Genomic DNA, 23,734 nt, shown 5'->3' on the forward strand with positions numbered 1-23,734 from the left:
AGTCTATAAGAAAGGCATCTTGGTATGTGGATGCATCACTTCTTTATTTTAGTACCGTCCGAGGTGCAATGACATGATCCACTTTGGTCTGAAGATTGGACGCTTCTTTTTCGTGTCATTGAGTTTTCTGCGCTTACATTTTTGAAGGCATCGGATTGCCGTTAATTTGATATATTGACGGAATCGACGTGCATCGATGGTTCAAATCTACGTTTTGAATGCCGTATGCAGTTCCATATGTGATTTAGAATTCATGATTCGGAAGCGAATAACGCAAGATCCGACTGCCATGACATCCACTAGTTGAGTGGATGTCATGGCAGTCGGATCTTACATGTGACGAGAGTCATATAAGCCGGTCAGTTTTAAGCCTGGCCCGGCCTCAACTAGTTCTTGGCCTCGTTAACCGCATCCTTGGCTTTATCAGCGGCTTCCTTTCCCTTTTCGCTCGCCTGATCAGCAGCTTTTTGGGATTGGTCTTTCACGTTCCCTGCCATATCAGCGGCCTTGTCAGCCAGGTTGTGAGCAGCCTCGGTCGCGGAATTCGCCGCTTTTTGAGCGCCATCCTCGACCTTGTGGGCAAGTTTTGTAGCTTCGTTCTTGATGTCCATGTCATGGTCCTTTCCAAGGTGATGTATTAGACTATCTCAGCATACATCTTTATGCGTAAATTTGGTAAATTCCGCTGGTTGCTACCTTTTGGGAAAACAGGAATAATTGTCTTCAGGTCACGAGTCTTGTTTATGTTTATTTTTTCCTACTATTTCAACGATTCTGTCTATTTTTCCTGTGATTGCTTCGGTCAGCAGCAACGTTCTGGGGCTACATGATATGTTTTAGGAACTGAAAATATCAGACGTGTTTCATAATCGTCGTCCCGTCAGCGGCACCCTCTATGGCTACTAAATACATGATAATTTACACATTCGTATGATTGATGGACTACGGTGTCTGTTCCCATAACTCTGATCAGTCGGCTGTACCTTCGGCTGTTTGAGTTGTCGTTTGCTGTGTGTTCAGCGATGATTTTGTTCTAGGTGTTGTCTTGGCCCTTGGCTCTCAATCCTCGATTCTATAGCTGGAAGTGAGGGATAAGGAGGTCGCACAAATCATCGGGGTGCTAGAGGCAATCTGATGCGGTGCCTACTAATAGGTCCGGTCAGGCAGTATCGTCCTAATGATTCGCGATGGTGAATGCATACAGGCATTCCGGGTGCTTACCTACGGTTGATGCCGAGACTGTCGCGGCTGCCGAGATGGGGGTCGTGCGCCAAACGGAATACCAGGTCCGCAATGGAACGCCGTGCTACGTCATGCCCTCCAAACGGTTCGCCTTTATGGGTCACTTGGTAATCGTCGGCTGGGCCGTTGTCGAACCAACCTGGCCGGATGACGGTATAGTTCAGGTCAGAGGCTTCGATAATGTCCGCTGCCTGACGGTAGGGGAGCAGCATCGGATTGTGGGAGAGGTTGCCTTCCACGCCGACGGATGCCGGTATCTCGTCGTAGATGCCCATTGAGCTGATGAAAAGCAGCCGTTGCACTCCTGCTTCGTCCATGGTGTTTACCAAAGCGCGTGCCATTGCCGGCAGGTCTCCGGACAGCGCGGCGAAAACTGCATCCTGGCCCTGCAGGATGCCATGCAATGAGGCCGGATCGGTAACGTCAGCGACGACGACTTGCTCACGCCGGGGGTCTATCGTCAAGGACGAGGGGAAGCTTCTGGCGACGAGAGTAAGGAAGTCGTTTCCGTTGTCGAGGAAGTAGGTGCGGGTGATTGTTCCGATTGATCCTGTGGCACCGATGATTGCAATATGCATGGTTGTCCTTTCGAACGATTGCCCTTTCGAACGATTGCCCTTTTATGAGTGGTTGCCTTTGTATAGTAGAAAAGAAGTATAGAGGTTTACAGTTAGTGGAAGGGAAGTTCCGTCATGCCTTCGAGTCAATTAGCTGAACCGTCGGGAAATAGAGAGTCCGAATGGACAACGGTTGAAGGGGAGAATACATATACGGTGCGTGAGGTGGCGCAAAAAGAAGGCATATCGACATACGCCGTGCGCTACTACGATAATCACGGTCTCATCCCTTTCGCGAAGCGCGATGAGCACAACAACCGTGTTTTCGACGAACGTGATCTGCAATGGGTCCATTTGATCACGTGTCTACGGCAGACCGGCATGCCAATTGGAGAGGTCAAGCATTACTTCGAACTTGTACTCCGGGGAGATTTGACCATTCCCGAACGTTATCAGATCATGCTCGATCAGCAGCGGCGCACGGTCGAGCAGCTTGAAGAGCTCAACCGCCACTTGGTCACGATCAATAAGAAAGTGGCGCATTACGCTGATGTCCTCATCAGCCATAGTGCAGACAGTTACGTCCCTGCTGACGCTGCGAAAAAGCGTAAGTGAGAATGACGAAGATTTGCATTAGAGTAACTCTAATGCTTTACATTTAATGGTATTGATGGTTGGCTGACATCCACGTTATGGAGTGATGCATTTCTTCACATGTAGCTCAGAAAGCCAATCGTCCAAGTAATTTAGTGAAAGGAGCGGTGTATGACCGCAGAGACAATGAAAGCTGCAGTGTTCATGGGGCCAGGAAGGATCGAGGTGCAGGACGTTCCCAAGCCGGTCATCGAACAGCCGACCGATGCCATCGTGCGTATCCTGCGCGCTTGCGTGTGCGGCTCCGATTTGTGGTGGTATCGTGGACTTTCCCATCGCGATACCGGCACCACGACCGGGCATGAGGCCATCGGCATCGTCGAATCGGTAGGTAGTGGCGTCAATGATGCGGCAGCTCGTGATGGTGCCGAGCCTATTCATCCAGGTGACTTCGTGGTTGTTCCATTCACTGCCGGCTGTGGGCATTGCCCGGCATGCCGTGCTGGTTTCGATGCAAACTGCATGAACCCGGACGCGACGGGCAAGAGGGGTTACCAAGCGCAATACTTACGTTATCCGCACGCCGATTGGGGGCTCGTCAAAGTGCCCGGCAAGCCTGAAGGGTATACGGATGATCAGCTTGATTCGCTGCTTGCGCTATCTGATGTGATGGCCACGGGCTACCATGCTGCAGCCTCCGCTGAGGTCGCTGAAGGCGATACGGTCGTAGTGATGGGTGATGGTGCTGTCGGCTTGTGTGGCGTGATCGCCTCGAAGCTGCGCGGCGCCAAGCGCATCATCGCTATGAGCCGTCATGCGGACCGTCAGGCGCTTGCCAAAGAGTTCGGTGCCACTGACATCGTGCCGGATCGTGGTGATGATGCCGTGAAGGCGGTGCATAAGCTTTTGGGCGTGGATGAAGGTAAAAGCGCCGGTGCAGATGCGGTGCTTGAATGTGTGGGTACGGAGCTCTCGTTCGACACCGCTGTGAAGGTGGCCCGTCCTGGAGCGGTTGTAGGGCGTGTCGGCATCCCGCAGTCCAGCCAGGTGGATCTCGATCCGCTCTACTGGCGTAATGTGGGCATGTGCGGGGGCATTGCCAATGTGACCACCTATGATCGTGGGCTACTGCTCGATGCCGTGCTTGAGGGACGCATTAACCCCGGCAGGGTCTTCACCAAGCGCTTCGACCTGGAGCATGCGGCGGATGCGTATGCAGCCATGGATAAACGTGAATCCATAAAGTCGCTGATTATGATGTGAAGTCGTAACTGATGCGGAACGGAGTTTTGTCGGCTTCGCCCCGCATCACTGTGAATGCTGATTTTTCGCTTCAAAACTGAGCATGGTCCACGGAACTGAATTACACTCGTTCGTGATGGTGCGTCAATGTAATTCTCTACAGAAACAGTATTGTGAGTTTTACTGTGTTTTCGGTAGTTGTAGTGGGTTTATTACTGTGCAGGTGATGTAAATCGTAGGATTTCAGTTCCCGTAGAAATTTGATGTTTGAGCGATACTTTTCTTGTTCAATATTCGGTAAGCGAGTATGGATTTAGGAAAGAATGTTGCGCTTTCGGGTCTGCAATCATTGAAGATGCTGCTTCATAGTGATTAAGAGAACATTATAGAGCTTAGGTATGCGTCATATCGACATGGTCATAATCGTGAATATTCCGAATGAGTTAATATACAAAAGGTATTTATTTCAACGAATAGTCTGCAATGTTAAAGACTTATTCTCAATGAGAAAGGCGTTACGTTGATTTGGTCAATTATAGAGTCGATAAGTTCATTGATTTCGGCAGCTAGCATCGTTTCTGTTGCTTATAACTTTCGATTACAACGCCATAGAGATGCCAACATACTTTCTGCGGTCCCTGTTATAGGTACTGACAAGAAACAGCATGGTGTTCTACTGGAGAATTCGGGTGATACGTCTGTGCATAGGGTTCAGATGAGGATCTGCGGGAAATGGGATTGGGATCAGGCCGTGTCAACTGTGGATTTGGTCTTGCCGGAAAAAAGAGGAAATTTCTCCTGTTGGGCCAACATTGCGACAGGCCAGTGGTATGTAGATGGAACCGCCTCGCCAGGGCCTAACAAGTTTTATGCGCAACTTTATCTTTCTCGTTTTGACCGTAGAAAAAATGAATGCACCCCGATTTTCAGTGATGCGTCGAATTCTGTCTTTTACGTTAGTGAATTAGTTTATAGTGATTCGAGGGGAAACCGTTGGTTAAGAAAGGCTGAGAAAGATAATAAGTTGTGCTTGGGGAGTGCGAAGAAAGTGTCCAAAAATTATATGCTTAATGATTCAAAGTAAGCAAAATAGACGATTTACTGTTTTATGCGAATCGTTGTCGGCGAAACTTATTGAAGTCGAATGTTAAAGTCTTTTTGTCTGGCTGCCGCTATTAGTTTTGCAGGGAATACTTTTTAGGCAATATCGTCTTATTCCTTTCTGGTTCTGATTAAGTCTGTTTCCTTACCATCATCGGCCCCTTCCGTGATGTTACCTAAATTGTTACCTAACCATGGTTTATTATGACGTTTTTTGACGTCCCGTGGCAAACGGGAGGGGCAAGGCGAGCCGCGTATGAACACTACTGCGGCAAAGGAAAAGCCGGGATTTCAAGGATTGAGGGAAACACGCGCAAACACACGCCAGTGGAGCTGATGGTAATCGAAACCACGACCTCTTCGATGCGAACGAAGCGCTCTACCAACTGAGCTACAGCCCCATTGTCTCTTCAGACAACATTACATAGTGTAGCGTAACCGCCATATAAGTGCAATTTGCAAGGGTGTGTTTCGTGTCTTTTGGGTATATCGTATCTTTCGCGCGTCTCAATCGTGATTCACATGGTTTAGTGGCGGCCTTTCACTTCGGGTGCGATCGTGGTGCTCCCACTTCGGGTACGGGCATCGCGATTTTCCCGATCCTACTTTCCCGCGCGTCCCAAGATCTTCGGGCCATGTGAAGCGTGTGCCAATGCTTGCAAACTGTAGCATGTTCGCGCTAACATGAGAATGCGTAGAGACCGTGATGGTCGATGGGTGACCTCTATGGCACGCGACGAAAGGAATCGATATGGCGACGTTAGCGGATTTTGGGCCGGAAGTAAGGGCTGAAGTCAAACAGGTACGTGAACAGGTGGCTACTCTTCATGAGCAGCTGATCAAATGGAATTTGGTGGTATGGACGGCGGGTAATGTCTCACAACGTCTGCATACCGCGGATTTGATGGTGATCAAGCCCTCGGGCGTGCGCTATGAGTACCTTACTCCTGCTTCGATGGTGGTGACCGATTTGGAGGGGAATCTGGTTGACGGCACTGAAGCCCCCAGTTCGGACACCGCTTCCCATGCCTATATCTACCGAAACATGCCTGGCGTTTATGGTGTGGTGCACACCCATTCCACGTATGCTACAGCTTGGGCTGCGGCTGGCCGCGACATTCCCTGCGGCCTGACGATGATGGGTGACGAGTTCGGTGGCCCCGTTCCGGTGGGGCCGTTCAGACTCATCGGAAGCGAGGAGATCGGCAAGGGCGTGGTGGAGACTTTGAGGAAGTACCCCCATTCTCCTGCGGTACTCATGCGGAACCATGGGCCGTTCACCATCGGCAAGGACGCCGAGGCTGCGGTCAAGGCCGCCGCGATGACCGAGGAGGTGGCGCACACGATGTGGGCCGCCGAGCAGCTGGGCGGTGCCATGGAGATTGCCCCGGAGGACATAGCCAAGCTCAACGATCGCTATACCAACGTGTATGGTCAGCACTGAGCGTCGTGCACCGGTGGGTATCGGTGTGAATTGAAGAGGGTCGGATCTGTTGGGATCCGACCCTCTTGGTTGTCCGCACCTATCCAGTTGATGTGTTTTGGTCTCCGATGCGGTTTGTTTGCCTCGGCGGTGTCCGGGCTGCGCTATTCGTGTATTTCACATGTATCCGTAGCTGCCTGGATGAGCATGACCGTTCATTTCTGACATGTTTGCATGTTCATGTCCGCCTGCGCTTCACGCGAAGTCCGCTGGTGTGGAGCGCGGGCGGACGTCGTTGGATTCGCAGGGCGCGAGCATTCGTCCGTCCAGCTCTGTCCTGCCTCAGTGTGAGTCGGATCCAGCCTCGCGTTACTGCAAAATTGCGAAACCGCCGTCGAAGCTGAGTTTTCCGGCTACTCCCATCGCAAGCTGCAGGAAGCCCATGGCTTCGAGCTCGCGAGCGCGTTTGAGGCTGCCCGCGTCGATGGCGTTGAGCCCTGCTTTCTTGATGACGTTGGCGAGTTCGGACTTGGCATCCTTGCTATCGCCGGCGATAAGTACGGTCGCCTGGTTCGGACCGACCTTCTTTGATGAGAGGTTTCCCGCAAACATCGTGTTGAACGCCTTCAATACTTGGGAGTCCGGCAACTTCGTCTGGAGCTCCGCTGCTGCCGAGCTATCTGCCGCAGGCAGCAGCGAGTCCATAGTGTTGAAATCCACGGGATTGGTGATGTCCACCACGATGCGACCCTTGAACTGATCCGAGAAGGTGCCGGTGATGGCCGTCAAGGCTGGGTAGGGGACGGCGAGGATTACGATGCTTCCTTCGATGGTGGTGCTTGGTGTGGTTTTGCTGTCTAATATCTGCACCTGCCAATCGGCATCCTCGAAGATGCCCATGATTGCGGTTCCCATGTTGCCTTTGCCGAAGATTGTCGCTGTTGTCATCGTGCTCTCCATAACTTCTGCTGTGTTCTTCACTGTCCGCGATATGCGGACCTTATTGTGGTTGTTTAATTATCTGTCGCGAGAATGGGCTCGCCGTACCTCGACAGCTAACATAAGGTTAGCACTAAAATAATGTTAGTGTCAAATCGATATTTCGTGTACTATAGAATGCGGTGTTTGTTACCGGGACTGTTGAATGGGTGTAATGCGCAGGGTTGGTCTATGGAGGTGGATGAAGTGATGAGCCAGACGGCGAATGTGAAGTATGATGTGTTCTCGTCGCAGTGCCCTTCCCGGGCTCTGCTTAATGATGTGACAAGTAGGTGGAGCATTCTTGTCCTTACCGCACTACGAGAAAATGACGCCCGCTTTTCCCAGATTCGTCGCAAGGTTGACGGCATCAGCGACCGCATGCTTTCGTATACGTTGAGTCTTCTTGTTGAGGATAAGTTGGTCGAGAATAAGTCCGAAGGCCGCAGTTCGCTCTACTCGCTCACCGACGCCGGCCGTATCGTTGCTGATAAGAGTCTTGACATGATTCAGTCGCTATACAGTGCGTTGGACTGCATAGCGTGATTACCGTCCGTCTGCCTCTTATCCGAGCCTTTGCTTCGAATGAGCATTTTGATTGGTGGGCTACGGATTGGGCTTGGTGGGATTCGCTGACTGATACGGATCATGTGCTCCGTCCTGGACCGATCTGTTCGTTGCGGTCGTTGAATGTCTGTGAGCAAAGCGGACTCGTCAACGGGTGCCAAACGAGTGGATAATCGGCAATGAGCGTCCGCATTGAAGAGTCGGTTCTCCGGGATGTGTCTTCTTGGAGGAGCCGTCTCACGGTTCGACTGCGGTAGGGGCGTTTATAAGTCCGTGACCACCAAGTATGTCATTTCAAGTGGGCCATGCACGCCTACCACCAGCACCATTTCGATATCACCCGTGCTTGAGGTACCGGTAATGAAGTTGATGTTGGATGTGGCCAAGCGGCCGGACTTGATGTCCTGATCGTAATGATCCATCGCCTGCCGCGTACGCGGCACTATCCGCGATTTACGGATAATCGAGAGGTAATGGACGGGCAGGAAATGGAAGGCACGCCCTTGGCCAGGTGTCGTAGCCGCAGTGATGGTGCAGCTTTCCGCACACAGGTAATCCGCAAACCCGATGGCGGCCTGGGCGTGGGAAGCGGTTGCGATATTGCTGTCGCGATCCGCATCCGGCAGCCAGTAGGTGGGTTTGGGGTCAAGTCCGTCACGCCAGCTTTCCAGACCGAATGCCGCGAACTCGTCGTCGTTCGTCGGCAGCATGAGTCTGCCGTCCGAGTTCCGCTTCACAAACGTATCCAACGTGTCGGTGAGATTCGTAGTCGTGCAAGTCTGGAAATCCACATGCACCGCAGGGGCGTTTCTGCGCGCGATTTCGAGCAGCTCGTCCTGTGAATGGCCGGACATGTTCGATTCGGGCAGATCGTTGATGGGTTCCAATGGGTGATTTTGCAGCTGGTGCCTTGGTCGCCCGCTTTTTTGCGCCAGATAGTCGAGGAATGCTTCGCGGTCGGTCATTTGTTGTGCTTCCTTCCCTCATCCGAGGCGTCGTGCGCGCCATGCTGCGCCTGCGGATTCATTTCCGCATGCACCAAGTCGGGCACCCGTTCGCCATAGGTCTCATCCTCAATCGACCCCAACGAGGTCGGCACCGTGTCGGCGCTGAGGGGTTCGGTTTTTTCGTGGTCGGCGCGACGCGACGACACGGAATTGTCGAAAGCGCCGAAAGGCGCGGTCGCGTCTTCTTCACGATTCACCGTACCGGTCCCGGCGATGGTGGCGTTTGGGTTGCTGGAGAGTATTCCCGATTGGAGTTTGGAGAATTCCTCCGGCGACCCTTGCGACTTTTTTCGCTTGGCGAACCAGGTGCGGAAGTTGTCGGAGTGCTTCGGAGGTTGCGGAAGGTCGCGGACCTTCGTCCAGCCACCGAAGACGAGTGGCATCCATTCCTCATGTTTGCCGGTGGTGTTGAGGTTCCGCGCCGTATCGGGAGTACGCCTGGTCTCGCCGTCATCGTCTTTGCTCTTATGGCCCTTCCTGGCGATGGGGTCGGTCGCTATATGGTCCATGGCGAGCGCCGTGCGGAACAATGATGAATGTCCGGTGCCAATACCGACCACTTTCATGGTCATGTCAGCGATGGCGTTGGCCATGTGGTTGTCGTTCATCTCTATCTTGCGGTGTTTGAGCAGCAGCTCGTGCAGAGGAATCTTGACCGGACAGGTAGCCGTGCAGGCGGAGCACAGACTGCAGGCATATGGCAGGTCGTGAAAGTCGCCATAATCGCCCTGTAGTATCGGTGAAAGCACCGCACCCACCGGTCCCGGGTAGATCGAACCGTAACCCTTGCCTCCGATGTGCCGGTATATCGGGCAGACGTTGAGACAGGAAGCGCAACGTATGCATTGCAATATCGGTTCGAAGTCCGTGCCCAGCGCGTTGCTTCTGCCGTTGTCGACGATGACTACGTAGAAGTCTTCGGGTCCGTCGGTCTCGTCGGGCATCTTCGGTGAAGTGAACGTGCAGTATGAGGTGAGTTTGCTTCCCACCGCGCTGCGTACGAGCATGTTGTCCATCGTCTCGGCCTCTTTGAGGCTCGGCACGATGCGTTCCATGCCCATGACCACCACTTGGGTCTTGGGTATCGCCATGGAAAGGTCGGCGTTGCCTTCGTTGGTCACGATGTTGACCATCCCGGTGTCGGCCACGGCGAAGTTGCATCCGGTGATGGACATGTCGGCCTCGAGGAAGCGTTCGCGCAGCACCTCGCGGCTGAACCTGGCTTCGTTCTGCGGGTCGTTGTCGCCGTCATATCCAAGCTTGTCGTGGAATACTTTCTGCACACGGTCGCGGTCCTTGTCGATTGCCGGGAACACAAGGTGCGTGGGCTCGTCCCAGTTGTCCTCCTCGAGGATGAATTCTGCGAGGTCGGTCTCGGTCACCTCCAAGCCCGGAATCTTCAACAAGGCGGGATCCAGCCCTATTTCGGAGGTGACCATCGACTTGGATTTCACCACATGCCTGGCCTGTTTGCGCTTGGCCAGGTCCACGATGAAGTCTCGGGCCTCCACATCGGTTTGGGCGAAGAACACGTGTCCGCCGCGTCGCTCCACATTGTCACTAAACTCTTCCAAATAGTCCGGCAGGTAACGGATTGCGTGCTGGCGAATTTGTTCGCCTAGGTCGCGCCAGCCTTCCCAATTGCCGAGTTCAGCACGGGCCGTCTCGCGTTTGACCCATTGGGCGTCCTGGGCTTTGGCTACGGCGCGTTGTCCGAAAGTGTCTTTTTCCGATTTCGCGACCCGCTCGTCGAAGTCGAGTTCGTTATCGCGAATCATCGTTCCGGTTTTCAGTCCGGTGCGGTGGAACATAGTGTCATCGGTAAACTGTGTCTTACTCATACCAGTGTCTCTTCCTCAATATTGGATTTCACGAGATATTCGCGGTCGAGTTCGGCGCGTTCTTGCTCATCTACAAAACGCACGCGGTCCATGTCGACGTTGCTGTTGAGTACCTCGGCCAAGTGCATGATCGTGATGGCTTTGCCTTCGCGGTTGAATCGCCCTCCTATATTCATCAGGCAGCCAGGATCGCAGGAAATGAGTATGTCGGCGCCTGTGCTTTCGACGTCAGCCACTTTTTCATCGACCATCTGTCGTGAGACCTGTGGAACCTTCATCGAGAACATTCCGCCGAATCCGCAGCAGTTCTCTATGTGTGGCAATGCAATGACATTCAGTCCTTTGACGTGTTCCATCAGTATGAACGGGCTTTCCCTTTCGCCCAGCAGCCGTGTCATGTGGCAGGAGCGGTGGTATGTGGCGTTGGCGTGCAGCTCGGCTCCGGCGTCGAGTACACCCAGTATGCGGTACATGAATTGCGAAAACTCGTAGACCTTGCCTGCTAGAACATGGGCTTTGACTTTGTATTCAGGGTCGTCGCCTAGGTGGAACTGCAACTCCTTGAGCATGTTTACGCACGAACCCGCTGGACCCACGATATAGTCCGTATCCTTGCTGAGTAGCGCATCCACCTCATTGCGCATGGTTTGCGTCGATTCCTTCACATACCCACTGTTGTATGTGATTTGTCCGCAGCAGATTTGCTGTTTGGGCATATAGGTTTCACAGCCGAATCGCTCAAGGACTTCCACCATTGCCTTCCCGACGTTGGGAAACACCAAGTCGACCAAACATGTGGAGAATATTGTTACTTTCATGTTCGCCTCTCTGCACATCGCTGTATCAAATTGAACTTATATATAACGATATACGTAAACGTTGACTGGGGTGCCGCAACACGCTAAAAAACCCATAATTGTCGAAAAGTTGATAATCGTGATAATGGTCAGATATATCGTTATACATACAGTAACTACATTAACTTTTGAATAAGAACCGACGATGGTGTTAGACGAGATGCAGCGGACCCGCCAGCATATACATTAACTTTTGAATAAGAACCGACGATGGTGTTGGAATCATGCGAAATGAGAAACCAAAAGCTGAACGGTTCGATTCATGATAAGCGGGCTATGAGTCAGAATTGATTATTGGCAAGAATAGTTACATGGTTGCCATAATCATCTCGATAGTCATTATCTTTAGTCGTGTGGCCGGCCTACATGGACAGTGTCGGTGGTTTTAAACGGATATGGAAAATCGATTTCAATGGGCAGTCATGGTTCTAAGTCGGATGGTATGACGGGCGGGTGTAGAACAAGTCTGGGTATGTTCCAGGAATCTGAGACAGGACTCTACGCGAAGCAATGCCATCGATGACAGTTCGTTTGTTGTGAAGTGGTTCATAAGGTTCGCGAACTTGGAGACGTTGAGATTGTGACTGACGACTTTTTCTTGTGGCCTTGCGGTAAGAGACTGTAGTAGGCAACATCGATTGAGCCGCGATAATGGGGGAGATGTTCGTCAATCGGTGACCGATGGTTTCGGTCAGGATGTTCGTGTTGATTTCGCCGATGTTCCATTTGCTGTAAAAACGAAAAAACATAAAGTCATTGATGGTTGGACATCATCCGGCGGCAGCTTACGTACGTTATGGGGAATTTCTATTTTTCCCCGATTTTCGCCTTCAACAGCCCGATGGCAGTCGGAAGCAGTGAAATGAGGAGAATCGCCACGATGACCAGTTCGAAGTTGTCCTGCACCACCTTGATGCCGCCGAAGAAGTAGCCCAACAGCGTGAACAACGATGACCACACCAATCCGCCGAGTATGGAGAACGGCGTGAACCGGCTCCAGCGCATTCCGGAAAGTCCTGAGATGAAGGGCATGAAGGTGCGGACGAACGGGAAGAAGCGACCCAGAAACACCGCCAACGGTCCCCATTTTTCTATCATGTGTTCGGTCTTCGCGAGGCGCTCGGGCGTCATGGCCTTGACCTTTCCCGAAGCGATGATTCTGCGGCCGAAGAAGTGGCCGATGAAATAGTTGCATTGGTCGCCGATGATTGGGGCCAGCATCACGACGGGCAATAGGGCGGCGATCGGAAGAGCGGCTTTGCCTGTCGCCGCATCCGGCGCGGCGAAGAAGCCGGCAGCGAAGAGCAGAGAATCGCCTGGCAGGAACGGGAACACGACGACACCGGTTTCAACGAAGACGACGAGAAAAATGAAGCCCAGCGTCGGAGCCACGCCCATGAAAATCCATCCGGCGATGATGGTGCGCGGATCCTTAAGCAGTTCGATGAGGAATTTGATGAAGCCCATATCCCGTCCTGTTGTCGTGTGTGTGCTGATTTAACTATACAGAACGTGGTGATATTGGCTTAGGTCGGTCTATCGGTCAGTGCGTTCGGCCTCGGTTTGGTAGGCAGTGCAAGGGGGGGGCGTCCTACTGTCGCGGAGGGTGCGGTAGAGATGCTGCCGGCATTGCAAGGTGGCATCGCCGCTTGCAAATTGTCATATGATAATTGAGGCAAATGCCTACTGAAAATGACGATTTGGTAAAGAAAATACGAAAAATGCAATTTCGTGCTATAATTTTATATCGAAAGCGTGTTTCCACTAGATTTTAGAGTATGGGCGGCCTACAATGTTGTTAGATTTTTCTTTTTCAAACTTTCGGAGTTTCCGAGATGCCCAGTCGTTTTCCATGATGCCGAGCAAAAAAGGGTCGTCGCCTTCTACTGTGACGGCTATTTATGGCGCGAACGCTTCAGGGAAATCCAACTTCCTCAGTGCATTTGCGCAAATGGTAACTTGCGTTCTTCAGAGCTATAAGCAGGGTATAAGCTACAAAGGTGGCGCCAAGAATGCGTTTGCTCTGGCAGCTGATGGGGGTCATGGGGCTGATGAGCCCACAAGATTTTACATACGTTTCCGGGCCTGTGATGGAATGGAGTATGAGTATCGCTTCAGTTATCAAGGATCTTCGGTGGTGGATGAGTCTCTGTATGTGTATAGGCGAATCGGGGAGCGGCTTTCCTCAAGACCGTCCAAGCTATATTCGCGTGATGCAAACGGTGTGGAATTTGGGGCGTCCTTCGGCGCGGGTGGCCTGTTGGAATCCACCGTATCCCAGCGTCCGGATGCCTTGGTGCTTTCTGCTGCGGCCGCGGCGGGACTAGAGGTTACCAAACCTGCTTTCGATTTTTTCCGCCGAATCAGTTACTGCAAAGCCTCTGCATTCAAAGTGGAGCAGATGCGTATCGTCGATCAGCTTTCCAAACATACTGAATTTGGTAAGAATCTTTCGAAGTTGATCAGTTATGCTGATTTCGGCATTGATGGGCTCAGTGCACAAAAGGAGACTATAGATCCCATCCTGTTGTCCCAAATCAAGGGGCAACTGCGGAAGGACCTTGGTGTCGACGAATCCAAATTCGATCAGATTTTTACTGATCCGGCTGAGGTGCGATTGATGTTTAGCCACACCAAAGTCGGTGGCAAGGAGGTTCGGTTCCCGGCTGAACAAGAATCTGACGGAACGCTGGGTGCACTTTCGTTCTTTTCCCTAGCGTTGAGCAGTCTTTCAGAGCAGTCCGTTGTGCTTGTGGATGAAATAGACACGAGCTTGCATCCGTCATTGGTAAAGGAATTTGTCGAGCTTTTTACCGATAAGGAGACCAACCCGCACAATTCGCAGCTGATTTTCACGGCACATGACGTATCGCTGATCATGGTTTACGGCTCCGCGTCGCGGTTGCTGGACCCTGATCAGCTTTGGTTTGTTGAAAAAGGGATGGATGGCGCTTCCGAGATTTTCCCAGCCAGTGATTTAGGTGTGCGCAAAACGGAAAATATGGGAAGAAATTATCTCAACGGCGTTTATGGTGCGGTACCACGACCTGAATTCCACGAATTGTTTGCACAAATCCTCAACGAGCACGAAACCGGTGCTGACGCCGATACGGCGTATAGCGATGACGGTGGCGATGCCCTGGTCGGTATGGGAATCGGGGGTGCCTTATGAAAGATCATCGCTCGAACGCGGGGGAATTGCAGCACGGGCGCAATGTTCGCCGTGGGCATCATAGGCGTAAGGTGCGATATCTGATAGTCGGCGGAGGCGAAGTAACCGAAAAACAGTACTTTCTTCACCTTAGGAAATTATTCGACGTGGCCATTGATTATAGGTGGGACCACTGTGACCCTTCCAAGTTGGCTTCTCTTGCAGTGGAGTGCAAGAAAAATGCTGCCAAAGACGCAGGTGTTGATGGATATAGGGCAGTGTGGGTAGTGGTGGATGTCGATGAATACACCGCTTCGCAACTCCGCTTGGCACAAAAAACATGCCAAAAGGCTGGTATGAAGTTGATAATTTCGAACCCATGTTTCGAAGTTTGGCTGGTGGATCATATACGACTCTGTCCTGAGAGCCATAAGGGAACGAAGGAGGTCGAGGAACTGGCCAAGACGCTAGGAATAACAGCGGGAAGAAACAATAAGTCTATCCGTGAAGACTCCATTGAAGGCAAACTGGAAGCAGCCAAAGCCAACGCGCTTAGGCACAATTCGGAGCAAAAGGCGCATTGGCGCCAGGAACTTGCAGATTGTCATGAGCAAGACTTTGCGCCTTGGACCGACATGGTTGATATCATCAATATGATTGAGCGAGGCTGAAACCCACGTGAGGTGTGGGGATGGTTGTTCTCAGGCTTGTTGAGGTGAGTTTTGTAATCTAAGCTACTCTGTGGTAGCTCGACAGAGGGGATTGTGATGGGAGAAGAAAACCTGTTCCATGCGGCGGGGTCGTGTGCAAATTTAGGCGGCTTGCTTGACGGCGTGGCCCTGCGCTCTTCCGGACGTTCACGGTGCGTCAACGCGGAGAACCCGCATGGCGAGAAGGGCCGTGGCGCGATGAGCGCCAGTGGGCTCGGACCGGGTCGCAAGGGGACACCTTGCCTGGGAACCATTCCTGCCGGAGGAACGGCGACCCTGATGGATGTGGATGGTCCGGGCGTGATCCGCCACATCTGGATGACCGTCACCGGCAAGACCTCGCCCAACGGCCCGAACGTGCTGCGCAACCTCATCCTGGAGTTCTACTGGGACGGCGAGGAGGAGCCTTCCGTCGTATGCCCCATCGGCGACTTCTTCTGCTGCGGCCACGCCCAGGCCTGCCGCATCGACTCGCTGCCGATCATGGTGGCGCCCAACCGCGGGTTCAACTCCTACTTCTCCATGCCGTTCGAACATGCGAGAATCGTCCTGCGCAACGACCACAACGAGGATGTGCCCGCCTTCTTCTACCAAATCGACTACACCGAGTACGACGCATTGCCTGAGGACGCCCTGCGTTTCCATGCCCAGTGGAGGCGCGAACGGGTCACCACCGAGGCTCACGACTACACGGTGCTCGACGGCGTCAGAGGGCAGGGTGCGTTCGTCGGCATGTATCTGGCCCTCACCGCTCTCGAAAGCCGTTGGTGGGGCGAAGGTGAAGTGAAGATGTACATCGACGGGGACGAGGACCATCCGACTTGGACGAGTACCGGTACCGAGGATTACTTCGGCGGGGCATGGAGCTTCTCCGACTTCGGGGACGGCGCCGGTTCATCGGGCGTTACCGGTTCCGCGTACGATCACCGCTTCGGTGCGGAAGGGCTTCGCGGAGCGCATTGCCCGGCACCCGGCGAGATGAGTGAACAAACCTACTGTAGCCCGTTCGTGGGTTTTCCCTTCTACTCTCGGTCCTTGGTCGGGCGTGAAAGCCGTTACTGGGACCAGGCCACGCCGGTGATGCGCGGACTGTACCGGTGGCATCTGCCCGACCCGATCTACTTCCAACATGATCTGCGCGTTACTCTGCAGCAGATCGGCACGGACGAGAACGGCCTCTTCGAACGCAGCGACGACGTGGCTTCGGTAGCCTATTGGTATCAAACCGAACCTCATACGCCGTTCCCCGCCATCGGCGACCGTCATTTCCGCCAGCCCAGGTGACTCTGTCGGTCGGTATGCCGACGCGTGCGATTTCCTACTGATAAAGCGGGCGTTGCCGCAAGCATCCTGCCTTCGTGGCTCGTCAGGCAGAGGCTGAATTCTGATGACGTGTGTTCCAAGCCGAAGGTTTTCCTAAAACACCGGAGTGCGACTCGTCCCATCGATTCGCCGCGTCCTCGGCCCTCGCTCATACACATCCTGCGTCATACTGGTCATATGACGCTTAAGTATGAAGAGAACATCGGATCTGGGCCGGAGATGGCCTTCGGAACGCAGGTCAAGGCTGTGGGGTGCGGAATCGTCATGCCTGCAGGCACCGTGGTGCTCGCCGCCACCCCGATCGGCAATGTGGGCGATGCTTCTCCGCGTCTTGTGGCGCTGCTTGAACGTGCCGACATCGTGGCTGCCGAGGATACCCGCCGTCTTTACGATCTGGCCAATAGACTTGGGGTCAGGGTGGGCGGCAAGGTGGTAGCCTACCATGACCACAATGAGCGTGGCAAGGCGGATGGCCTGCTTGATGATGCGGAGCGTGGGGCGACGGTGCTGGTGGTTTCCGATGCGGGCATGCCGACCATCAACGATCCGGGTCTGGCGATCGTGCGCCGGGCCATAGAACGCGGCATCCCGGTCACATGCGCCCCAGGGCCAAGCGCCGTGCTCGATGCGCTCGCGCTTTCGGGACTGCCGACCGATAGGTTCTGCTATGAGGGATTCCTGCCGCGCCGCCACGCTGAACGCATCCGTTACCTGCGCACCATGCTGTCTGAACCGCGAACCATCGTATGGTATGAGACCCTGCATCGCATCGACGAGTCGATGGCGGACATCCTCGAAGTGTTCGGCTCCGAGCGTCTCATGGCGATGGCACGCGAACTGACCAAGGACCATGAACAGGTTCGGCGTGGCACCATCGCACAGATTCGTCAATCCGTTCTTGACGATCCTCCGCGCGGTGAGATCGTGCTCGTCGTCGCAGGGGCGAGCGGTGACGAGACGAGAGCGGCTGGGGCGGCGATGGAAGTTGGAACGGTTCTCGGCCCTGAAGCGCTCGCCGATTTGGCGTTGGCCCGTGCGCGGGATGAAGGGCTGCGCGTCAAGGACGCCATCGCTGTGACGGCGCAGGAGCACCCATTGCCGGACGGCTCGCTGCCCAACCGCAAGGAGATATATTCCCAAGTGCTCAGGAAGCAGGGTAAGGCATGAATTTATGCTTATAAGACAGCCCCCTTTGCCGCCAGCGGCCACAGGTACGCGATGGGCCGTCATGCATCGTCACGATGCGGGGGAACGATAGTGAGGCATCGCCGGATTGTCAGAACCTTATGGTTTGCTGAAGGCAATTATCATGCATTTCTATCGATGATAGGGTATTCGTGGTCCATTCTTTCAATGGGGAGTAAAAGATGAAGATATGCACCGCATGTGGGGCTGGGAATCCTCAGACGGCCGAGTTCTGCGGGCAATGCGGCAGGCATTTCGATGCAGTGCCGCCCGATTCGCTTCAACCGTCGCAACCGGGTCAAGGTGAGGTTCCGTCTATATTGCCCAACGGGGTTCCGCAAGTTCCGCTTCCGGGCGGGGCGATTGCAGGTGGCTTTGGCGTTGGTGACGCTCCTGATGCCGCCGTTCCCTCTTCATCCTCCCCCTTCGCTAAAGGCGGTGCCGACTCGGCTTCTCCGGCGGCGTCGCGACCAGTTTCGGCGCGTATTCCTCCGGTCGCTTCGCCTGGACGGGCAGATGGACCGCAGCCGCCGTTCTCTTCTCCGTCGCCGTCCGTGCCTCACTTTGAAACGGACACGCTGATGGCTTCACGCCCGTCAGTCCCCACGGGTGCTACTGTCAATGGTGGCACCAACGGCGGCGCCAATGGCGCTGCGGGTGCTGCGGGTTCGACCGCCAACATGTTCTTCGCGTGGTTGCTGGATTCCCTGAAACATCCTTCGGCCATCCAATTTGTTCCTTGGTGGTGGTCCTGCCTGGTCATGTTCGCGGATTCGTTGTCGCTCTCGCTTGTATGTTTCTTTGCGGCGAACAATGTGCTGGGTTCGGCTGAGCGTGGTGTCAACAATCTTTTGGGGGGCGCCACTGAAATGATGACTGGTGGATGGACGTCCGGCCCGCAAATCGAAGCTCCGCGCGTCGGCTTTGCCGGGTTCATACGTTTGTGGATCGCATTCTCAGTAGCCGTCTATGCGTTGGCGCTTATCGCTTCATCGGCAAAAAGATGTTTGGAAGCGTCGAAACCTTCCAACAGATCCATCATGAATTCGCCAGACTCGGCGTAGTATCGGTCGCTTTCAATCTTGTGCTGGTGCTGTTCGTGCTGCTTGGAGGGACGGCCTTCGCGTTGGTGCTGCTCATGTTCGAAATCGCGTTGGCTCCGCTCAAGCCCCTCTTCCTTACCGCCCGTTGCCCCGATAGGCCGAAGCTTGATACATACTGGACTTGGTTGCTTTTCATCCTCGTTGAGGTACTTGCGCTTTTCGTCATGGCCTTGCTTGCTTTGGCCATAGCGGGGACGGCTGTGTTGCAGGCGTTGCTGTGACGATTTCGATTTGGATGTATTTGGACAAAGGGGATATGTGATGAAATGCGTTTACTGCGGTACGGATATCGATGCGGATTCCAGATTCTGCACGCATTGCGGTAAGCCGCAGGAGTCGGCTCGTTCGGCTGAGAACGGCAATGCTGATTCCGCTCCAATCGACACCGCTGCGACGACCCCGGTTCCTATGCCCTCGGCTACTTCCGATGGGGAAACCACGTTGATGGATTTCCATGAACCGTCCCCGGTTGCTATGCCCACCTCAGATCCCACAGCCGTGCTCGCTCCGGTCATCACGCCACAGCCTGCGCAGCCTCAGGCCGGTCTTGGATACGAGGCTTCCAATAGCGCTGATGAAGGGACCGTTGCGAGTCCCGAGCATCATGGTCCGTCACGGCGTACCGTCGTCATCTGCTCGGTGGTGGCCGTTGTTGTCGTGCTCCTGGCCGGTGCATACATCGTGCTGAAAAATTTCGTGTTCACACCGGATAAGATGCTGGAATCCTATGTGAGCGCCGTAGCTGAAGGCAGGTTTGAGTCCGCATCGAAAATGGTTGATCCCGGGATAGAAAACGATTCGCGGGTGCTGCTTCATGATGATGCCGCCAAGGATGCCAGCAAGCGCATGCAGAACGTGCAGGTCGCTCCTACCCATACCGTGCCGAATTCGCCTGACCGCGTCGCTGAGGTAAGCTATACCCTCAATGGGGTGAGTCATGAAAAACGGATGATCATGCAGCCTTCGGGCAGGCGGATGCTGTTTTTCAACTCGTGGAAGATCAACACTCCAATGATCGATACCGTGAACATAGCCGTTCCCGACGCCTTCACCCATGTTGAGGTCAACGGCATCGACGTCAATCTCGCCAAAGCAGGCATGCATAGGAAGTCGGTGACCGCGCCCGACGTGCCTTCGGGCGATGAAGATGACGTGCTCAAGGATATGACCAGCTACGCTTTGCCGACGTATCCGGTTGTAGAGACCGCCAAGTTGCCGCAATCCAAATATTTTGAATCGGATTCAGTGAAGTTGGACGGCAAGGATGCGTCGGTGTACCTCGTTGCACGGGCGACTGCGGCGTTGAAGGACGACCTGTTGGGCCAGGTGCGCAAGCATGTCGATTCATGCGAGGCAAGCAAGGACCTCGCCATGCAGGGTTGTGCCTTTTCGAATGGCGATTTCCAGAGTTATACCAATGAAGCCGTGACCAACATAACCCGTAGCGTGACCAATGGTTCCGTCAAACTGGATCGGTTCAGCTTAAGTTCAAGCACGTTCACGACCGAGCCCATTTACTCGCGCATCGCCTATCAGTACCGCTTTACCGAAAACGAGGATTGGAAAGACAGCACGACGACCGATTCCGGCTTGGTCAGCGGTAAGTTCAGCATCAAGGACGACAAGCTTACGGTCGATTTCGACTAATTTCACCCGGATTTATTCCTTCGTGGTCCCAAGCGTATCTTCGCGCTATTGCGCCTTGCATCTCAGCCCGATACGGCTGTGTGATGGTTCGCATTCGTATTGGTCTGCGCACTTGTCCTCGTGACGACCGGAAAACCGTGCGTGAATGAGTTCGCGTGAGGCGGCCCTGTCCCGATCAGAAGCAGTACCGAATCGATTCGAAGAATCTGCGGGCCTGAGGTGCGCCTGGCCAACCACGGTTCTCGTCCAGGATGTCGAGGCAATCCTGCGGCTTGAAGTGGAAATCCGTCATGAGTGCACAGGCGGTTTCACGCGCCAAGTCACGGTGCCGTCCATTCCAGTCATCCACGTCATCGGATTCAAGGCCCCGAGCAAGAAGAATGACGTCGCAGGCAGTGCGGGCCGGCGAGGTGACGGCGAGATCTCCGATGCGCCTTGTCTGCTTCGCGGTGACTTTACGGTCATAGGTGCGTATCGCCCGCCCGCATACCGTCGATCGGTAGTGCGATCGCGAAAGCACGTCGATGAAATCGGGCAGTTCTCCTCCCAACCAGACCCAAGCTGCCGTGAGGGAGCATGCGGTCGATCGTGATGGCACGAGGTTGGTCATGATGATGCCTCGGCCGAACAGCGTACGAGCATATCGGGAGAGATAGCACCAGGTGTCGTCCAGTGGGCGTAGGACCCCGCAGCCGTCCAGCAGACGCACGCTCATGGGTCCTGGAAGTCCCCTGGCATCAAGCAGGGGTTCCGTTGCCGATGATGGCCTGTCCGTCGATCCGCCACGGTTCTGCCCGGTTGCGGGTGTTTTCTGCGTTCCGATCGGGATGTTACGAAGGCGTGACCGCGCGTCATCGGAGCGCCGTACGCTTCCTATGCGGGGCGGTCTTCCTGATTGTCGGGGAGAGGCCGGCGGCCTGGTGTCGGGTGGTCTTGTTCGGGCTAGGGCTTGGGGTTTGGCTTCAAATGTCTGCATCGCCTCGCGCACTGGTTCGACGGTCTGCATAAGAGCTCCTTTCTGTGTTCTCCTACCGTCTTCGTCAACGGTGCATGGATTCGCTTTTCGTATCCATGGCCGGAATCCTAAGTGGTTTTGCGTTCCAGCGCCAACGCGTATGCGGAAAAAGTGGATATGTGGGTAACTTCGCAGCGTTGGAAGTGAAAGGTGAATCCATCTGTGAATAACTTGGTCCCGGTCTCGTATTCCCGCGTCGGCCGGGCGATTGATAGAGTTTTCCACCGTATTTGGGGCTTGCTGTCCCCGCTGGGCCTGATAATCTTACGTATGACTCATATTTTGGTTAACGTCGCTTGGCCTTACGCCAATGGTCCGCGGCATATCGGCCATGTTGCCGGTTTTGGCGTCCCCTCGGATGTATATGCGCGCTATGAACGCATGAAAGGCAATGATGTGCTCATGGTTTCCGGGACGGACGAGCATGGCACCCCCATTCTCGTGGAGGCGGATAAGGAGGGTGTAAGCGCCCAGGAGCTGGCTGACCGTTACAATCGCGTCATCGCCAAAGACCTGTGCGATCTGGGCTTGAGCTATGACCTATTCACCCGGACGACCACGGGGAACCATGAGCGGGTTGTGCAGGAGATGTTCCGCCAGTGCATGGTGAACGGGTATATTTACAAAGGCACTCAGAAGGTCGCCATCTCACCCTCGACCGGGCGCACGCTGCCCGATCGCTACATCGAGGGGACTTGCCCGATTTGCGGCGCAGACGGAGCCCGTGGTGACCAGTGCGACAATTGTGGCAACGAGCTTGACCCTGATGAGCTCATCAACCCTGTTTCTAAAATCAACGGTGAAACTCCGCGCTTTGAAGAGACCGAGCATTTCTTCCTCGACCTGCCGGCGCTCGCGGAGGCGAATCTGAAGTGGCTTCAGTCACGCGAAGGCTGGCGGACGAACGTCATCAACTTCTCATTGGGCTTGTTCAAGGAAGTCAAGCCCCGTGCCATTACGCGCGATATCGACTGGGGCATTCCTGTGCCGGTTGACGGTTGGATTGACAATCCAAACAAAAGGTTGTACGTCTGGTTTGATGCGGTCATTGGCTATCTTTCGGCGTCCATCGAATGGGCACGTCGGCAAGGGAAGCCTGAGGCTTGGCGCGAATGGTGGAACGATTCGAAGTCCCCAGCCTATTACTTCATGGGTAAGGACAACATCACATTCCATTCGCAGATATGGCCTTCCGAGATTCTCGCATATGACGGTGAGGGTTCTAGGGGTGGTGAATCCGGCCCGCTGGGTCGCCTCAACCTACCGGAGCAAGTGGTGGCCAGCGAGTTCATGACGATGGAGGGCAAGAAGTTCAGCTCATCCCGAGGGGTCGTCATCTACGTCAAGGATATCCTTGCGCGCTATCCCGTGGACGCTGTGAGATACTACATTTCCGTGGCTGGCCCGGAGACCAGCGACGCCGACTTCACTTGGCTGAGTTCGTACGCCACAACAATGAGGAATTGGCATCAAGCTGGGGTAATCTCGTCAATCGCGTCGCCAATCTCATTCATCGCAAGTTCGGTCAGATACCCCCCTTGGATGAAGATTCCATGACGAACGAGGATCGCGCTTTGCTTGAGGAAAGCGCCACCGCGTTCGATGTGGTCGGCGATCTCATCGAACGCCATCGCCAGAAGGCCGCTTTGCTTGAGGTCATGAGGTTGGTGGGCGACATCAACAAATACATTTCTGCCGCCGAACCTTGGAAGATCAAGGATGACGATGCCCGTCTGGGAACGGTGCTCCACACCTGCGCCCAAGCGGTTTCGGACGCGAACCATCTGCTCGCTCCATTCTTGCCCCATTCGGCGCAGAAGGTATGGGAGGCCCTCGGTGGAACCGGTACGTTCTCACCATTGCCGCGCATCGAAGAAGTGGAGGATTTGGACAAGCCAGGCTTCAAGTATCCGATCATCACGGGTGACTACGAACTGGGAAGTACGGTGCATCCGTGGGCCAGCGAGGCGTTGGTGGTCGGTACTGAGGTACCGCAGCCTTCACCGATTTTCGAAAAGATACCCGAGGAGGCGGTGGCTGAGGAGCTTGACCGTTTCGAAGCCGATTCGGTCCGCCGTAAGGCCGCCGAGGAGGAACGTCTGCAGGCTGAAAAAGGCAAGCTCGGCGATTAAGGTACCTGTAGCAGAGGCGAGCCGTTTTCCATATGCAGGATGCGGTTCGCTCACTGCTG

Annotated in this window: 20 protein-coding genes, 1 tRNA gene and 1 pseudogene; 13 read left to right on the forward strand and 9 right to left on the reverse strand. The window is 54.3% G+C overall.

Features of this window, described 5'->3' with window-relative positions; translation table 11 throughout:
- Positions 1 to 386 precede the first annotated feature (386 nt).
- Both BBOMB_RS06245 and BBOMB_RS06250 read right to left on the reverse strand, forming a co-directional pair.
- Positions 387 to 611, reverse strand: coding sequence for a hypothetical protein (locus BBOMB_RS06245; RefSeq protein ID WP_044087668.1), 225 nt, complete (start codon positions 609 to 611; stop codon positions 387 to 389).
- Positions 612 to 1,217: 606 nt separating this feature from the next.
- Complete coding sequence (locus BBOMB_RS06250; RefSeq protein WP_044087667.1) at positions 1,218 to 1,820, reverse strand: NAD(P)H-binding protein; 603 nt, start codon at positions 1,818 to 1,820, stop codon at positions 1,218 to 1,220.
- Between the two features lie 114 nt (positions 1,821 to 1,934).
- Between BBOMB_RS06250 and BBOMB_RS06255 the strand changes: the two genes are divergently transcribed.
- The 3 genes from BBOMB_RS06255 to BBOMB_RS08115 all read left to right on the forward strand — a co-directional run bounded on the left by BBOMB_RS06255 (position 1,935) and on the right by BBOMB_RS08115 (position 4,719).
- A complete protein-coding gene (locus BBOMB_RS06255) occupies positions 1,935 to 2,414 on the forward strand; it encodes a MerR family transcriptional regulator (RefSeq protein WP_081867424.1) in 480 nt (159 codons plus the stop codon).
- Between the two features lie 150 nt (positions 2,415 to 2,564).
- The gene (locus tag BBOMB_RS06260) at positions 2,565 to 3,656 is read left to right on the forward strand and encodes a zinc-binding dehydrogenase (protein ID WP_238549936.1); all 1,092 of its coding nucleotides are present in this window, start codon (positions 2,565 to 2,567) and stop codon (positions 3,654 to 3,656) included.
- Positions 3,657 to 4,155: 499 nt separating this feature from the next.
- Positions 4,156 to 4,719 carry a hypothetical protein gene (locus BBOMB_RS08115; protein WP_152570150.1) on the forward strand — a complete coding sequence of 188 codons (564 nt, stop codon included), beginning with the start codon at positions 4,156 to 4,158 and terminating at the stop codon, positions 4,717 to 4,719.
- Positions 4,720 to 5,064: 345 nt separating this feature from the next.
- Here the strand turns inward: BBOMB_RS08115 and BBOMB_RS06265 are convergent.
- Positions 5,065 to 5,137 (reverse strand) — tRNA-Ala (locus BBOMB_RS06265).
- Between the two features lie 350 nt (positions 5,138 to 5,487).
- Between BBOMB_RS06265 and BBOMB_RS06270 the strand changes: the two genes are divergently transcribed.
- On the forward strand, positions 5,488 to 6,180 hold the full coding sequence (locus BBOMB_RS06270) for an L-ribulose-5-phosphate 4-epimerase (protein WP_044087666.1): 693 nt from the start codon (positions 5,488 to 5,490) through the stop codon (positions 6,178 to 6,180).
- A gap of 348 nt (positions 6,181 to 6,528) precedes the next feature.
- On the opposite strand, the gene BBOMB_RS06275 is transcribed toward BBOMB_RS06270, so the two are convergent.
- Positions 6,529 to 7,107: an NADPH-dependent F420 reductase gene (locus BBOMB_RS06275; RefSeq protein WP_044087665.1), complete on the reverse strand. Its 579-nt coding sequence runs from the start codon at positions 7,105 to 7,107 to the stop codon at positions 6,529 to 6,531.
- 222 nt (positions 7,108 to 7,329) lie between these two features.
- Here BBOMB_RS06275 and BBOMB_RS06280 point away from each other — a divergent pair, with 222 nt between their 5' ends.
- Positions 7,330 to 7,683, forward strand: coding sequence for a winged helix-turn-helix transcriptional regulator (locus tag BBOMB_RS06280; protein WP_052377560.1), 354 nt, complete (start codon positions 7,330 to 7,332; stop codon positions 7,681 to 7,683).
- A gap of 284 nt (positions 7,684 to 7,967) precedes the next feature.
- On the opposite strand, the gene BBOMB_RS06285 is transcribed toward BBOMB_RS06280, so the two are convergent.
- The 4 genes from BBOMB_RS06285 to BBOMB_RS06300 form a co-directional block, all read right to left on the reverse strand.
- Positions 7,968 to 8,669: a LutC/YkgG family protein gene (locus BBOMB_RS06285; protein WP_044087664.1), complete on the reverse strand. Its 702-nt coding sequence runs from the start codon at positions 8,667 to 8,669 to the stop codon at positions 7,968 to 7,970.
- Positions 8,666 to 10,552: a LutB/LldF family L-lactate oxidation iron-sulfur protein gene (locus BBOMB_RS06290; protein ID WP_238549937.1), complete on the reverse strand. Its 1,887-nt coding sequence runs from the start codon at positions 10,550 to 10,552 to the stop codon at positions 8,666 to 8,668. Before BBOMB_RS06290 ends, BBOMB_RS06285 begins: the two co-directional genes overlap by 4 nt.
- Positions 10,549 to 11,370 carry a (Fe-S)-binding protein gene (locus BBOMB_RS06295; protein ID WP_044087663.1) on the reverse strand — a complete coding sequence of 274 codons (822 nt, stop codon included), beginning with the start codon at positions 11,368 to 11,370 and terminating at the stop codon, positions 10,549 to 10,551. Before BBOMB_RS06295 ends, BBOMB_RS06290 begins: the two co-directional genes overlap by 4 nt.
- Before the next feature lie 846 nt (positions 11,371 to 12,216).
- Positions 12,217 to 12,876, reverse strand: a complete 660-nt coding sequence (locus BBOMB_RS06300; RefSeq protein ID WP_044087662.1) for a DedA family protein — start codon at positions 12,874 to 12,876, stop codon at positions 12,217 to 12,219.
- A gap of 325 nt (positions 12,877 to 13,201) precedes the next feature.
- Between BBOMB_RS06300 and BBOMB_RS06305 the strand changes: the two genes are divergently transcribed.
- From BBOMB_RS06305 to BBOMB_RS06335, 7 genes are all read left to right on the forward strand, one after another.
- A complete protein-coding gene (locus BBOMB_RS06305; protein WP_081867425.1) occupies positions 13,202 to 14,581 on the forward strand; it encodes an AAA family ATPase in 1,380 nt (459 codons plus the stop codon).
- Entirely contained in the window at positions 14,578 to 15,231 is a 654-nt protein-coding gene (locus BBOMB_RS06310; protein WP_044087661.1) for an RloB family protein, read from the forward strand. The genes BBOMB_RS06305 and BBOMB_RS06310 overlap by 4 nt, the downstream gene beginning before the upstream one ends.
- Positions 15,232 to 15,327: 96 nt before the next feature.
- On the forward strand, positions 15,328 to 16,554 hold the full coding sequence (locus tag BBOMB_RS06315; RefSeq protein ID WP_044087659.1) for a glycoside hydrolase family 172 protein: 1,227 nt from the start codon (positions 15,328 to 15,330) through the stop codon (positions 16,552 to 16,554).
- 216 nt (positions 16,555 to 16,770) lie between these two features.
- Positions 16,771 to 17,760: a 16S rRNA (cytidine(1402)-2'-O)-methyltransferase gene (rsmI, locus tag BBOMB_RS06320; RefSeq protein ID WP_081867446.1), complete on the forward strand. Its 990-nt coding sequence runs from the start codon at positions 16,771 to 16,773 to the stop codon at positions 17,758 to 17,760.
- 200 nt (positions 17,761 to 17,960) lie between these two features.
- Entirely contained in the window at positions 17,961 to 18,842 is an 882-nt protein-coding gene (locus tag BBOMB_RS06325; protein ID WP_044093321.1) for a zinc ribbon domain-containing protein, read from the forward strand.
- On the forward strand, positions 18,782 to 19,102 hold the full coding sequence (locus tag BBOMB_RS06330) for a DUF6574 domain-containing protein (RefSeq protein ID WP_156097146.1): 321 nt from the start codon (positions 18,782 to 18,784) through the stop codon (positions 19,100 to 19,102). Before BBOMB_RS06325 ends, BBOMB_RS06330 begins: the two co-directional genes overlap by 61 nt.
- Positions 19,103 to 19,142: 40 nt before the next feature.
- Positions 19,143 to 20,528 (forward strand): zinc ribbon domain-containing protein, encoded by a 1,386-nt coding sequence (locus BBOMB_RS06335; protein ID WP_044087656.1) that lies wholly within the window; start codon positions 19,143 to 19,145, stop codon positions 20,526 to 20,528.
- Positions 20,529 to 20,703: 175 nt separating this feature from the next.
- Here the strand turns inward: BBOMB_RS06335 and BBOMB_RS06340 are convergent, their stop codons facing one another.
- Positions 20,704 to 21,534 carry a hypothetical protein gene (locus BBOMB_RS06340; RefSeq protein WP_052377561.1) on the reverse strand — a complete coding sequence of 277 codons (831 nt, stop codon included), beginning with the start codon at positions 21,532 to 21,534 and terminating at the stop codon, positions 20,704 to 20,706.
- A 279-nt stretch (positions 21,535 to 21,813) separates the two neighbouring features.
- Between BBOMB_RS06340 and metG the strand changes: the two are divergent.
- Positions 21,814 to 23,675: pseudogene (metG, locus tag BBOMB_RS06345) on the forward strand (methionine--tRNA ligase).
- The last annotated feature ends 59 nt before the right edge of the window (positions 23,676 to 23,734 follow it).

This window comes from Bifidobacterium bombi DSM 19703, assembly GCF_000737845.1.
Classification (GTDB): Bacteria; Actinomycetota; Actinomycetes; order Actinomycetales; family Bifidobacteriaceae; genus Bifidobacterium; species Bifidobacterium bombi.